Consider the following 12,993-nt stretch of genomic DNA (forward strand, 5'->3'; position numbering starts at 1 on the left):
CTGGTGAGCGGCGGAATCGTCAACCGGCGAACGTTCCTGGCGGCAGGCGCCGCCGCCGGGAGCGGTCTCGCGGCCCTTCCGGCAGCGGCTGCCCGGGTGCCGGAACATGCGTGGAGCGGGTTCGATTGGGGCTCCGGCCCACGGGTCGCGGACCGACTCTATCAGGGCCCCTTCCCCCAATATGGAGCGGGTGCCGTCGTGCCCGGCAGCGAGGTCGTGATGGTCACGAGCCCGTCCCGAGACATCGTCCCCAACCGCGGCATGGGCCTCACCGTCTATGTTTCGGGCGACACCGGCCCACCCCACATCCCCGGCGAAACGCTGGAAAAGTCGATCGAGGATCTGATCCGGCTACCCTTTGTGCAGAAGGTCTATCTTCGTCCCAATTGGCGCGAGGTGCAGCGCCGCCCCGGCCGACTCGACCTGCCGGACTGGTGGCAGATCACCTTCGATCTCGCACGGCGGCACGGCAAACAGGTCGGTTTCCGCATCATGCTCGAAAACCCAGACTTCGCCGAGCCGGGCATGCCCGCATTCCTGATGGACAAGGTTCCGTCGGTTCGCCTGAAAGGCAGCTGGAAGGGCGACCGGTTGCAGACGCGGTATAACAAGCGCCACGCCCTACCGCGCTACGATCACCCGGCCTATCGCGCCGCCTTCGAGGAATTGAACGCTTTGCTGGCGGCCGACCTGAACGGCCACCCGGACGTCGAGTACATGGACACCATGATGTACGGCTTCTGGGGCGAGGGCCATAGCTGGCCGTTCGAAGGCCATGTGTTCGAGAGTGATCTCATCGCCGAGCAGACCTGGCGGCAGATGCTCGAGGTCCAACTCACGGCGTGGACCAAGACGCCGCTCGTCACCAATACGCAGCCGGATTTCAACAATGTCGGCAATGCCGACATGCTCGATCGTACGGTGCGCAGCGGCAACTGGATCCGCAGCGACACGATCTTCATCGAGAACACCCAGATCGAGGCGCTGAGCAATCGCCCTTCCTGGTGCGCGGCAATCAGCGAAGTCGGCATGACGACCGGTGCGCCTGCCGAGCTCGGATTGGAAGACGGCATTACCCAGAATGAACGGATCATCGATCAAGTGCTGGCGGTCGGGGCCAATTACTGGTCGGTGTGGAACTGGCACAATGAAGCCGCGGCAAATGTCCTGGGCTATTATGACCGCTTCCCCGAACCGATCGACGGCGCCGCCCGGCGCATAGGCTATCGGATCTATCCGTCCTTCATCTGGGCATTCGAGCGTGACGCCCAGCAGGGGCTGGTGATCGGGCTCGCCAATGCCGGCGTCGCCGCCCCACCCGGCGTAGTTCGCCTGACCGTTGAGGACTCCATGGGCCGGAAGCTGGTCAGCGGCTGCGTCGATGCCGGTTATCCGCGTCCGACGGGCATCCATCAGGCGATGTTGCAGCTGCCGCGCGGTTTTGCCTGGGAAGGTCTTCGGCTCAGGGCGGAGCTGGAGATCAAGGGTGTCCTTTACCCTGTGCGATGGGCATGCCGGCAGCAGCTGAACGCGGACTTCTCGCTGACGCTTAAGCGGAATATCCGCCCATGACATGGACGGGTCACCGAAGGACCGCGATCGGGTCCTCGCCGACGGCACAAGACCGCCGCCCGGTTCTCCTTGCGATCGGGATCGCCTGTTGTCCGCGTAGCGGGGGCCCGCGGTTTTGCCGCGGACTTTTGCGTCGGTGCGCAAAGCTCGCCTCCTGAAAATACCGTAATTCCCGACCACGCGCACCACGCAAAAGTTGCCGCAATCCGCCGGCAGGCCGCTAACGGGTACGGACGGGCGTGGCCGACCTGATCAGCCAAGCGTCTATTTTCAGGTGAAAAGTCGATACCGGGAGCCCGGTGCGGCCCCCTGTGGAGGGCCCCGTGGCGGAGAGGGTGGGATTCGAACCCACGGTACCCGTGAGGGCACAACGGTTTTCGAGACCGTCCCAATCGACCACTCTGGCACCTCTCCGCAGAGGTCTTTGCAAAGCAACCCAGGCCCGTGAAAGCGAGGGGTACCGGTCGAAGAGCGCGCGCCTCTAACGCAAAGCTAAACATCGCACAAGCGCCGGTTTGCGGCCTATCTGCTTGTGCGGCGTAAAAGAGTCCTTAGATTGGCGTCATGCCCCGTGCCCATATTCCCGCCCATCCGTTCGATGCGGCGATTCCCCTGCCGCCCGTGTCCCATGCGCGCTTCGCCATCGGCGATGTCGTGCGCCATCGCATGTTCGATTTCCGCGGCGTGATCTTCGACGTCGATCCGATCTTCGCCAACAGCGCCGAATGGTATGAGGCGATCCCGGAGAATATCCGGCCTCGCAAGGATCAGCCCTTCTACCACCTGCTCGCCGAGAACATGGAGTCGAGTTACGTCGCCTATGTCAGCCAGCAGAATCTGATTGCCGACGACACGGACGAACCGATCGACCATCCGGCGATCTCCGACCTGTTCACCGATTTCGCCGATGGGCGCTATCAGTTGCGGCGCGAGCACAAGCACTGAGATTCGCACACGCCGCCGGTCGATTGACAGGCGGCGTACCCCGATCCTAGTCTTGCATCGCTCTCCCGGGGTGCATCGGCATCGTGCCGAAAGGGCCAGGCCCGCCCGCTGACATTCTCAGCCGGAGCCTTAGCCATGCCCAATCCCGTCCCCGCCAGCCTCGAAGCCTATCGCAAACACGCCAAGCTGTTCGTCCGCTGGCACCGTGAGGGCAATTATTCGATCGGCGGAAAGATTCGCCTGCTCGAACGCTATCGTCATCTCACCGATCGCGAAGCACTCGACATGCCGCGGCCCCTCACCCTGGCCCAGGAAGTGGTGGCCGTGGAAGCGGGCTTTCCGAACTGGACCGCGCTCAAGGCGGGGCTCGATCGCGCTGCCCGGCCGAAGGCCGAACCCGCAGCATCCATGATGAAGGCAATCGTCCCCATCCTGTTCGTGCATGACGTTGCCGCCGCCGCATGGTATGGCGATAAGCTCGGCTTCGCGGTGGACTTCCTCCACGGAAACCCGCCTTTTTACGGCTCCGAATCGCGTGACGGCCTGTGCCTTCACCTGCGATTCGTTCACCAGCCCAATTTCGCCGAGCTCGCGGCACGCGAGGCATCGCTCATCTTCGCGACGATCGAGGTGAGCAACATCAACGCGCTGTTCGAGGAGTTCAGCGCACGCGACGTGGAATTTGCCCAGAAGCTGTTCAAGCAGGCCTGGGGCGGCACCGACTTCCATGTCGGCGACCCTGACGGGAACGTCATCTCCTTCGTCCAGTATCGCTCCGCACCGGCTCCCTGATGGAGCGAGAGGCGTGGACGACTCGATCCCGATCGCCTATATCGTTTCGGCGTGGCCCCGCTTCCCGGCGGAAGGGCAATTCGGCGTTGACAGAATCGCCTGTCTCCCTTAGCTGCGCCCCTTCTCCCGCCGGGCATGCCTGAGCGGGCACATGCATTTGGAAAGTGATTGAGGCCATGTTCGCAGTGGTGCGCACGGGCGGCAAGCAATATCGCGTTGCCGCTGGAGACAAGATCGTCGTCGAGAAGCTCGAAGGCGAAGCGGGAGCGTCGATCACGCTCGCTGACGTTCTGCTGGCGGGCGAAGGCTCGGAGCTGCAGTCGGTCGAAGGCCTGACGGTCTCTGCCGAGATCATCGCGCAGGCGAAGGCCGACAAGGTCATCATCTTCAAGAAGAAGCGTCGCCACAATTATCGCCGCAAGAACGGCCATCGCCAGCAGCACACGATCCTGAAGATCACCGCGATCGGTGCTCAGGAGAAGAAGGCCAAGGCAAAGAAGGCCGACGCAGCCCCAGAAACCGGCTCGGCTGAAGCCCCGGCCGCCCAGGCGTAAGGAGTAGTTTAGATGGCACATAAGAAAGCAGGCGGCTCCTCGCGCAACGGTCGCGATTCGGCCGGTCGTCGCCTCGGCGTGAAGAAGTTCGGTGGCGAAGCCGTCGTTCCGGGCAACATTCTGGTGCGTCAGCGCGGCACGAAGTTCTACCCGGGCGTCAATGTCGGCATGGGCAAGGACCATACCCTGTTCGCCCTCGTGGACGGCCGCGTGTCGTTCAAGGAAGGCAAGCTCGGCCGTAAGTTCTGCTCGGTAGAAATTATGGCGGCAGCGGCCGAATAACACGGGTGACCGTTCGGGTTGCCCACTAGGGCGACCCGGGTTTTCGCAAGAGAACCGAAAAAGGGAGACGGGTCGCCCCGGCTCCCTTTTTTCATGCTCCCTCCCCACCCATTGTCGTTCCCGCGTCATCCCGGCGTGCGAGCGGCGATGCGACCGACGAGGAGGAGTACCATGTTCGCTCGGACTGCAAGATTGACGCTGCGCCCCGGCTGGCCCGAGGACGCACAGGCGCTGACCCACGCGATCGCTCATGAAGCGGTGGTCGCCAACCTGTCGCGTGCGCCCTGGCCTTACACCCTGGAAGACGCCCGGGAATTCCTGGCGAAGCCGCGCGCGGCCGACGACGCCCGATTCGTCATCCTCAGCCATGAGGCCGACTATCCGCGGATCATCGGCACCATCGCCGTCTGGTTACAGGACGATGCCTATGAGCTCGGCTATTGGCTGACCCCCGCGGCGTGGGGCCGCGGCTATGCCACCGAGGCAGGCCGCGTCGTGGTCCAGATGGCGCGGCATGCACTCGGCGTGAAGCATGTCCGCGCCGGTCATTTCGTCGACAACCCCGCCTCGGGCCGGGTGCTGACCAAGCTCGGCTTCCGCCCCACGGGTGCGGTCGTCCCACGCTTCAGCCTCGCGCGCGGCGCCGAAGTACCCTGCGCGGTGTTCGAGCTCGATCTCGACGAGGATCGAATGTGCGACGTGAAGATGGCGGCCTAGGCCGAAGACCACATGTCGCGGGATTCAGGATCGCTGCAACCTTCCGCCTTCATGGCCACCGCACGGCGTGCATGGCGAGGCGAAGCGAGGTTGCAGCGCCCTCCCATCTCCGGCCGGGCGATCGGTGAAATCGCGCGGATCCCGGACGGGAATCGTTGCCGTCAGAACGCCCATCGTCAGGACGGCCGCCACCACGCGGCCGGAAGTCAGATTGGTAATCAACATGGCGCATCTCCCACATCCCTTGGGAACAACCGCCTGATCGCTCCGTGATCGGGTGCGTCCCATGATCTACTCCCCCGATGCCGTCCCGCCGGTGGCGGCTTCATTAACAATCGGACGGAATTGGAGCCCGAGCGGTTGATCGCGCGCGGCGGCTGGTGAGCATATGACAGATCGGTAATGCTTCGCTCATGCTGTAGGCAGCGAGCAGCGTGTATCGAGGCTCGCAGGAAGGAGAATCCGGCATGACCACCCTGCCCGCTCGACGCACGCTCATGCCGCTCAGGAACTATCCGTATCGCCTTGAGCGACTCGCCGCCCCGCTCGTTCCCGAAACCCGGAGCAGGTCGAGGTGACCCGCCTTCGCCTGATCGGCGCCTTTGCCGGTGTCGCGATCCTCATCGCCACCCTCAGCATCGTCCGCGCGCTCCACGCGCCGGCCGCTGCTGCCGAGCATCAGCAGGCCCTTTCCGGCGTGACGCTCGAACAGGTCGAGACGTCGAGCGGTCCGGCGCTGGTCGTGACCAGCCTCAAGTCCGGCACTGCACCCGCCAATGGACTGAAGGTCGGCGACCGGATCGACAGGGTCGACCGGCTCCCAGCGCCTTCGACCCGAATATTGCGCCGGGATCTGGCGCATCGATCCGGCCCTGTGGAAATTCGGGTCTGGCGCGCAGGCCATCTCACACGGATAAGCATGCCGCGTCATACGGGAGCATAGAAGTGGCGAACCGAATCCTGGTCGTCGAGGACGATCGAACGACCGCCGACTATGTGGCCGGCGGCCTGGCCGAGCAGGGCTTCCTGGTTGACCGCGCCGACAATGGCCGCGACGGCCTGTTCCACGCGACCGATGGCGGGTATGACTGCATCATCCTCGATCGCATGCTGCCGGGGATGGACGGCATGGCGGTGCTCGGTGCGATCCGGGCCGCCGGCATCGCCACGCCGGTGATCGTCCTGTCGGCGATGAGCTCGGCCGAGGATCGCGTCGCCGGTCTGACATCGGGCTCCGACGATTATCTGACCAAGCCCTTCGTCTTCGCCGAACTGCTGGCGCGAGTGAGGCTGCTGATCCGTCGCGGTGGTGCCGGGCCGGCACCCGAAACCAGGCTCGTCTGCGACGATCTGGAAATGGATCTGCTTGCGCACCGCGTGAAACGGGCCGGCCAGCCGATCGACCTCCAGCCGCGCGAGTTCCGCCTTCTCGAATTCATGCTGCGCCATGTCGATCAGGTCGTCTCCCGGACGATGCTGCTGGAGGGCGTGTGGGATTATCATTTCGATCCGGGGACAAACGTGATCGACGTCCATGTCAGCCGCCTGCGCAAGAAGATCGACGAGGGGCATCGTGCTCCCCTACTCCACACGGTGCGCGGTTCGGGCTATCGGCTCGGCCTGTGAGACCCACTCTGTGAGTCTCCGCTTCGGCCGATCTACCACGCTGCGCTTCGCCGCTTTGGTCTTCGTGCTGCAATTGCTGGGCGGCGGTGCCGTGCTGTACACGGTGCGCGAGCTGACGCGGACCCAGATCCTCGCCGATGCCGAGGACTATGCCGAGCGGCTGCGCGACGAATGCCTCGACGCCTATCGGCGGGACGGTCTGGCCGGCCTGAAACAGGCGGCCGAGCAACGATCCGACCCGGCCAGGCTCCCGCGATCGGTGATCCTGCTGGTCGACCGTCAGGGTCGCTATCTCGCCGGCAACCTGGCCGACTGGCCTCCGACGCTTACCGGCCCGAACGCCGAACGCACCATCGACCTCTACCGAATCGGCCGGGAATCGTCGGAGCGCATGCGGATCATCGCTGCCCCCCTGCCGGGCGGCGAGCGGTTGCTGACCGGCCATGTGATCGAAGGCGAACTGCACGTCGCGAGCGCGATGGAGGAGGCGATGCTGACCGCCTTCGCCATCGCGGTTGCGCTCGCGGCCGTTGCCGCGCTGGTCGCGGCGGCGATCATCGAGCGTCGCCTTCGCGCGACGGTCGCCACTGCTCAGGCGGTCGCGGCCGGCTCGCTCGACCGCCGCGTACCGGTCAACGGCGCCGGCGACGCGTTCGAGGAACTGGCTCAGTCGATCAACGCGATGCTCGACCGGATCGCCATGCTGATGACCGAGCTCAAGATCGCCACCGACGGGCTGGCGCATGATCTGCGCTCCCCGCTTTCGCGCCTGCGCGTGACGCTCGAACGCGCGATGACGGGCGACGATCTCGAATCGACCCGCTCAGCCGTGACCCGCGCGCTGGAGGAAAGCGACCGCCTGCTCGCGATGCTGGACACCGCGCTGCGGATCACGCGGGCCGAGGCCGGCCTTGGCCGGGAGGCATTCGTCGACACCGACATTTCCGCGCTGCTCGAGGATATGGCCGAGGTCTATGGGCCCCTCGCCGAGGATGGTGGCCATTCGATCCGATCGGCCGCCGCGCCGGGGATCCGGGCATTCGTCCACCGCGAGCTGCTCGGCCAGGCGATCGCCAACCTGATCGACAATGCGCTGAAATATGGCGCCGGGGAGATCGGCCTGAACGCCGTGAGAGACGCCGACCGCCTCGTCATCGAGGTGTCGGACCGGGGTATCGGAATAAAGGAGGATCGGCGCGCAGAGGCGCTGAAACGATTCGGCCGCCTCGACCCGGCAAGAAGCGAGCGAGGGGCCGGACTTGGCCTCTCGCTCGCTGCCGCCGTTGCGCACCTGCACGGGGGAAGCCTGGATCTCGGGGATAATAATCCAGGGCTGGTGGTGCGTCTGACGCTTGCCATAACCGGGGGGAGCGGCGGGACCCGGGAGTAACGTCCCGCCACCCGGGGATCAGGCGCGTGCCTTTTTCGGCGACACGGTGCGCGCGGCGAGCTTCGTCTTGGCGGCGCGGCTGGCGACCTTCGTGGCCGCCTTGCGCGTGGCGGTCCGGTGCATCGCGGCCGGGTGTGCCTTCACGGTCTTCGCAGCGACCGGTCGGGCATGTTTGGCAGGCGTTGCCGCATTGGCGGGGGCGACGGCCATCGACAGTGCCGCGATCGCGGTCAGGGCAGCGGCGGGGATCAGCTTGCTGGTGCGGAACATTTCAAATCTCCTCTTCGACATCGCTGCGGGATCGTCCCCGTGGCGTGAGAACAGGAATAGGATTCCGCACCTCTCTGTGCCGTGGCCCTTTCATTGCAAATCGGTAATGCCGCAGCCTTTACGCATGAAAACGATTCTTCGCTTCAATTCCGACCGAATAGAGGATTAACGCCCCCCGCCGATCCGATGGCAACCTCCGTCGCGCAGGGTTTCCCGGCTTCCAGCCATCGAACCGGGTCGACGCGCATCGCTCGAACGTCTCCGGCTATCTCGATATCGAGGCGAAGCCGGTCGAGGCGCTGACCATCGGCGCCGCCGTCCGCGGTGAAAGCTATTCGGACTTCGGCGAGACGGCGACCGGCAAGCTCAGCCTGTGGTGCGAATTCGCGCCCTGGATCGCGGTCCGCGGCCCTGCCTCGACCGGCTTCCGCGCGCCATCGCTCCAGCAGCAATATTTCACCTCGACAGCATCGGTCCTGACCAACGGCACGATCGTCGAAACGGGCCTGCCCGCTATCAGGTCGTCAAGAACCTGAACCTGAACCTGGCGGTCGGCGCGAACAATCTGTTCGACACCTATCCGGATTATGTGAAAGTCCTGTCGGCGCGCAACCAGCAGCTCAACAGCACCGGCCTGGTCGGCTTCCCTTATTATTCGCCCTTCGGCTTCAACGGCCGCTACCTCTACGCCCGGGTCGGCGTGACCTGGTAAGGCAGCATCGTCCAGGTCGGTTCTTTGCCGTCATGCCGGACTTGTTCCGGCATCCATCGTGCCGCACATTCATCAGCCGCTGATGTGCCGCACGCTGGCCCTGAACAAGTCCGGGGTGACGACGAGACTGTCGGTTGAAAATCTTGAGGGCCGGTTCGCCGCCCCTCCCCTTGTCAGGCGGGCACTGCCTCACGCGGCAGTATCGCAGCCTCATACTCGCTCTCATACATGCCGATCAGCTTGCGATCGTCATGGTTCCACGGATGAAAGCTCGGCCTGAAGAAGGACAGCCACTGGCCGGCGATCTTGCGCGCCATGCCGGGCCGACCGAACGCGTACCAGAACAGCGTCACCCAGACTTTCGGGCCGGACATCCCGTCCTGCCGCAACAGATCGAGCATGCCGACGATGCGGCCTCGCGTGAAATTGGCGGTGACGCGCAGCATCACCAGCGCCTTCACCTTGAAGCGCTGCCATTCAGTCCAGCTCTTCGTCGCGTGCAGCCAGGTGTCATAAGCGACGCCCTTGTGCTCGATCTCTTCGGCCGCATGCCAGCGCCACAGATTGGCGAACTCCTCCTCGCCGCCTGCCAGGTGGCGCGGATTGGCAAGCAACTCGTGCGCGATGATCGCGGTAAAATGCTCCAGCACCATCGTCGCGGTCAGGTTGGCAATCGGCGGACGGCCCTTCGTCAGGTCTAGCCCCCGCTGCACCCCCTTCTCGAGCCGGCTGATGTCGTACCCCTGGTCGACGACATGCCGGTTGAACGCGACATGCTCGCGCGTGTGCATCACTTCCTGCTTGATGAAGGCCTGGATCTCGCCCGCCAGCTTGGGCGGCGCGGCGTCGCGAAACGCGCGTACGCTCTCGACGAAAAAGGCCTCGCCCTTGGGGAAAGTCACCGACAGCGCGTTGTAGAAAGCCGTCGCATAGGGGTCGTTGTTGAGCCACCAGCGGCCCATGCGCGTCTCGCGCCCGAACCGCCGATCGCGCGGTGTAATGGTCAAGTCGCCGGGAGTGGTTGCTTTCACCACAAAAACCTCCGAACAGGGTAGACAACGGATCACTTACAAGACTGTAAATAGGCCTTACTTACACTAGTGTCAATAATTCGCAAACGCCTCAGCCCGGAAGAGTCACGCGATGCCGCAATCGAGGCGGCTCGCGCATTGCTCGTGGAGGAAGGCCCGCAGGCCGTGACGCTCAAGGCGGTCGCGGCGCGGATCGGCCGTACTCACGCCAATCTGCTTCATCATTTCGGCTCGGCCGCCGATCTGCAGCGCGCGCTGATCAAGCATCTCGCCGACAAGATCACCGCGCAGATCGGCGCCGCGGCAAAACGCGCGCGCGAAACCGATCAGAACCCGCGCGAAGTGGTCGATATGACCTTCGATGCCTTCGCCCGCGGCGCCGGCGCCATGGCGAGCTGGATGATCCTGACCGGCAACCAGGACGCGCTTGATCCGATCCTGGAGGCGATCCACAATCTCGTCGAGGAGCTGTCGCAGGATCACAAGCCGGGCGGTCAATCGATCCATGAGGAAACGCTGCAACTCGTGCTGACCGCGCTCGGCGATGCCCTGCTCGGCGGCCCGATGGCCAAGGCGCTCGGCCTGCCCCGTGAAAAGGCGCGCGAGCTCGCCGCCAACGCGCTGATGGCGGCGCACAAGAGCGAGACGGCGTAGGAGTCGCAAGACTTCGCCCTCACAGCCAAAATTGCGATCGATTCAAAACCGGGCCGCGGCATCGCAAGATGGCGTTGGACGGTGTTCCCGAACGCCGCGCCGCGCTCTTTCTCTCGGCAGCACGACTGGATTTCCCTGTTCTGGCAGGAAATTTCCCTGTTATGCGCACGCGAATTCCCTGTTATCCGATAACAAGGAATTGCGTAGCAAGCCGCGGTAAGGATTGAAGAATTTCTGCCGAGAACTCCAAGAAAAGTCTGAAAAAATAAGAATTCCCTGTTAATTTCCCTGTTATCGCATCGGAACAGGGAAATCCGTCCTCGCACCGCGCCCGCGACTCGGGTGCCATATCGCTGGCGCCGACGGGTCGCCCCGCGATCACCGAAAATCATGGTCGAACTCCCCACACTGGATAAAATTGCGATTTCCGCTAGAGAGCGGCCATGCATTTTCTCGACCAAGCAAAGATCTTCGTCCGTTCGGGCGCGGGCGGCCCCGGCGCCGTCGCCTTCCGGCGTGAGAAGTTCATCGAATATGGCGGCCCGAACGGCGGCAATGGCGGCAAGGGTGGCGACATCATCTTCGAGGCTGTCGCCGGCCTCAATACGCTGATCGACTTCCGCTACACCCAGCATTTCCGGGCACCGCGCGGCCATGGCGGCTCCGGCTCGAACATGACCGGCGCCGGCGGCGACGATCTGGTGATCCAGGTCCCCGTCGKCACCCAGGTCCTGTCCGAGGACAAGGAAGAGGTGCTCGCCGACTTTACCGTCGCCGGCCAGCGCGAAGTGTTCCTGCGCGGTGGCGATGGCGGGCGCGGCAATGCCAGCTACAAGACCTCGACCAACCGCACGCCGCGCCAGCACGGCACCGGCTGGCCCTATCAGGAGGCCTGGGTCTGGCTGCGGCTGAAGCTGCTGGCCGATGCCGGGCTCGTCGGCCTGCCCAATGCCGGCAAGTCGACCTTCATCAATGCCGTGACCAACGCCAAGGCCAAGGTCGGCGACTATCCTTTCACCACCGTGCGCCCGCAGCTTGGCGTGGTCAGCCGCCACAATCGCGAATTCGTCATCGCCGACATCCCCGGCCTGATCGAGGGCGCGGCTGACGGCGCCGGCATCGGTGACCGGTTCCTCGGCCATATCGAGCGCTGCAAGGTGCTGCTCCACCTCGTCGACGCGACCGAGGAGGATCCGGTCGGCAATTACCGCATCGTGCGCGGCGAACTCGACGCCTATGGCGCCGGCTTGATCGACAAGCCCCAGGTGATCGGTCTCAACAAGGTCGACGCGATCGACCCCGCCGATGCCAAGAAGCTGATCACCAAGCTCAAGCGCGCCAGCAAGGCCGAAGTACTGCCCATGTCGGGCGCCGGCGGCGATGGTATCGAAACGGTGCTCGACCGGTTGCTCGACGCGATCGGCCCGGCGTCGACGACGCCCGTTCGGGATGATGGCGGCGAAGACACGATCGAATGGTCACCGCTCTGACGCATTGGCGCGCGATCAGGCCGGAGTGATTCGGGGCCACCGCCCCGGCCTCTGACGGGAGACCTGGACATGGCGCTTTTCGATCTGATCCGGAGACTGTTCGGCCGGCCCCCTACCCCTTCACAGGCTGCCCCTTCACAGGCTGCGCCCGTGAATCTTCAGACGCCTGTCGTGCCGGAAAAGGCCGTCGAGCCGGAGGCCGTGGCCGAGCCCGTTGCCGGCACGCCGGAACATGAAGCGGCCTTCGAGACCGACGCGCTGCAGCTTTCTGCCCAGAGGCGCGACGCCTTCTGGGCAACCGTGGGCACCGTTGAAGGCGATGTCCTCACCCATCTCATCAGCCCGGGCCTGATGGGTGGCCCGGCCTGGCCGACCACCCGCCAGGCGTACCGCGTGATCCGCCGCGACGGATCGGTCGTGATCGCAACCGATGGCATGTCCGACCCGTTCGACGATGGCGGCGACACCAATGGCTTCAATCTGGAGTTGTTCGTCGAAAGCAGGGATCTGCCCACCGACCTTGCCGGCACGCCTGGCGATGTCAGTCCGCTCGCGCGGAGCTGGATGCTCGAACTGCTTCAGAATGTCGCCGGCACCGTCGCAGGGGCGGGCGGGATCGAACGGCAGCTCGACCGTTATGGCGCGCTGTCGATGGAAGTGCCCGGCGTTTCGGCGTCGCATGCGATCAAGGACCAGTTGCCCGAGGGTTTCGTCACCGCCGACGACGCGATCGGCATCCTGATCGGCGGCCCCGTTCCCGATTTCGCCAACCTGATCGAGGATATGCCGCTGTCGCCCGTGCGGATCGTGCCGGTCGTTCTGCTCACCGCCGCCGAACTCGGCGAGATCCGCGCCGGGGACGAGGAGACCCGCGACGGAGTCGTGAAGCGGCTCGCCGCGACACCGACCGGGCACCGCAGCGATCTCGGGCGCCCGTCGATCGTGTGACGTGCCGGTG

At 64.7% G+C, this 12,993-nt stretch carries 16 protein-coding genes and 1 tRNA gene; 13 read left to right on the top strand and 4 right to left on the bottom strand.

From position 1 onward, the window contains the following. Positions 1-3 precede the first annotated feature (3 nt). Positions 4-1,572: a hypothetical protein gene (locus AC1DT7_RS15960; protein ID WP_478037019.1), complete on the top strand. Its 1,569-nt coding sequence runs from the start codon at positions 4-6 to the stop codon at positions 1,570-1,572. Positions 1,573-1,896: 324 nt separating this feature from the next. On the opposite strand, the gene AC1DT7_RS15965 is transcribed toward AC1DT7_RS15960, so the two are convergent. Further along, positions 1,897-1,986, bottom strand: a tRNA-Ser gene (locus AC1DT7_RS15965). A 150-nt stretch (positions 1,987-2,136) separates the two neighbouring features. On the opposite strand from AC1DT7_RS15965, the gene hspQ reads away from it, so the two are divergent. From hspQ to AC1DT7_RS15990, 5 genes are all read left to right on the top strand, one after another. Then, a complete protein-coding gene (gene hspQ, locus AC1DT7_RS15970) occupies positions 2,137-2,517 on the top strand; it encodes a heat shock protein HspQ (protein ID WP_478037020.1) in 381 nt (126 codons plus the stop codon). Positions 2,518-2,652: 135 nt separating this feature from the next. Continuing rightward, complete coding sequence (locus tag AC1DT7_RS15975; RefSeq protein WP_478037021.1) at positions 2,653-3,309, top strand: glyoxalase superfamily protein; 657 nt, start codon at positions 2,653-2,655, stop codon at positions 3,307-3,309. 176 nt (positions 3,310-3,485) lie between these two features. Next, on the top strand, positions 3,486-3,863 hold the full coding sequence (gene rplU, locus AC1DT7_RS15980; protein WP_478037093.1) for a 50S ribosomal protein L21: 378 nt from the start codon (positions 3,486-3,488) through the stop codon (positions 3,861-3,863). A 12-nt stretch (positions 3,864-3,875) separates the two neighbouring features. Next, positions 3,876-4,145: a 50S ribosomal protein L27 gene (gene rpmA / locus AC1DT7_RS15985; protein ID WP_478037022.1), complete on the top strand. Its 270-nt coding sequence runs from the start codon at positions 3,876-3,878 to the stop codon at positions 4,143-4,145. 171 nt (positions 4,146-4,316) lie between these two features. Continuing rightward, the gene (locus tag AC1DT7_RS15990; protein WP_478037023.1) at positions 4,317-4,862 is read left to right on the top strand and encodes a GNAT family N-acetyltransferase; all 546 of its coding nucleotides are present in this window, start codon (positions 4,317-4,319) and stop codon (positions 4,860-4,862) included. 24 nt (positions 4,863-4,886) lie between these two features. On the opposite strand, the gene AC1DT7_RS15995 is transcribed toward AC1DT7_RS15990, so the two are convergent. Further along, the gene (locus AC1DT7_RS15995; protein WP_478037024.1) at positions 4,887-5,087 is read right to left on the bottom strand and encodes a hypothetical protein; all 201 of its coding nucleotides are present in this window, start codon (positions 5,085-5,087) and stop codon (positions 4,887-4,889) included. Positions 5,088-5,436: 349 nt separating this feature from the next. Here AC1DT7_RS15995 and AC1DT7_RS16000 point away from each other — a divergent pair, with 349 nt between their 5' ends. Genes AC1DT7_RS16000 through AC1DT7_RS16010 form a run of 3 tightly spaced genes read left to right on the top strand, consistent with a single transcriptional unit; the run spans position 5,437 to position 7,878 of the window. Continuing rightward, a complete protein-coding gene (locus AC1DT7_RS16000) occupies positions 5,437-5,805 on the top strand; it encodes a PDZ domain-containing protein (RefSeq protein WP_478037025.1) in 369 nt (122 codons plus the stop codon). Between the two features lie 2 nt (positions 5,806-5,807). Beyond that, positions 5,808-6,488: a winged helix-turn-helix domain-containing protein gene (locus tag AC1DT7_RS16005; RefSeq protein ID WP_478037026.1), complete on the top strand. Its 681-nt coding sequence runs from the start codon at positions 5,808-5,810 to the stop codon at positions 6,486-6,488. A 10-nt stretch (positions 6,489-6,498) separates the two neighbouring features. After that, the gene (locus AC1DT7_RS16010; RefSeq protein WP_478037027.1) at positions 6,499-7,878 is read left to right on the top strand and encodes a sensor histidine kinase; all 1,380 of its coding nucleotides are present in this window, start codon (positions 6,499-6,501) and stop codon (positions 7,876-7,878) included. Between the two features lie 18 nt (positions 7,879-7,896). Here AC1DT7_RS16010 and AC1DT7_RS16015 read toward each other — a convergent pair whose 3' ends face one another. Then, a complete protein-coding gene (locus tag AC1DT7_RS16015) occupies positions 7,897-8,148 on the bottom strand; it encodes a hypothetical protein (protein ID WP_478037028.1) in 252 nt (83 codons plus the stop codon). Between the two features lie 164 nt (positions 8,149-8,312). Between AC1DT7_RS16015 and AC1DT7_RS16020 the strand changes: the two genes are divergently transcribed. Continuing rightward, entirely contained in the window at positions 8,313-8,684 is a 372-nt protein-coding gene (locus AC1DT7_RS16020; protein ID WP_478037094.1) for a TonB-dependent receptor domain-containing protein, read from the top strand. A gap of 349 nt (positions 8,685-9,033) precedes the next feature. On the opposite strand, the gene AC1DT7_RS16025 is transcribed toward AC1DT7_RS16020, so the two are convergent. Next, entirely contained in the window at positions 9,034-9,894 is an 861-nt protein-coding gene (locus tag AC1DT7_RS16025; RefSeq protein WP_478037029.1) for a metal-dependent hydrolase, read from the bottom strand. Between the two features lie 66 nt (positions 9,895-9,960). Between AC1DT7_RS16025 and AC1DT7_RS16030 the strand changes: the two genes are divergently transcribed. From AC1DT7_RS16030 to AC1DT7_RS16040, 3 genes are all read left to right on the top strand, one after another. After that, entirely contained in the window at positions 9,961-10,545 is a 585-nt protein-coding gene (locus AC1DT7_RS16030; RefSeq protein ID WP_478037030.1) for a TetR/AcrR family transcriptional regulator, read from the top strand. A 443-nt stretch (positions 10,546-10,988) separates the two neighbouring features. Continuing rightward, the gene (gene obgE, locus AC1DT7_RS16035) at positions 10,989-12,035 is read left to right on the top strand and encodes a GTPase ObgE (protein WP_478037031.1); all 1,047 of its coding nucleotides are present in this window, start codon (positions 10,989-10,991) and stop codon (positions 12,033-12,035) included. A 150-nt stretch (positions 12,036-12,185) separates the two neighbouring features. After that, positions 12,186-12,983, top strand: a complete 798-nt coding sequence (locus AC1DT7_RS16040) for a hypothetical protein (RefSeq protein WP_478037032.1) — start codon at positions 12,186-12,188, stop codon at positions 12,981-12,983. The last annotated feature ends 10 nt before the right edge of the window (positions 12,984-12,993 follow it).

This window comes from Sphingomonas sp. P3_C6 (assembly GCF_056402595.1).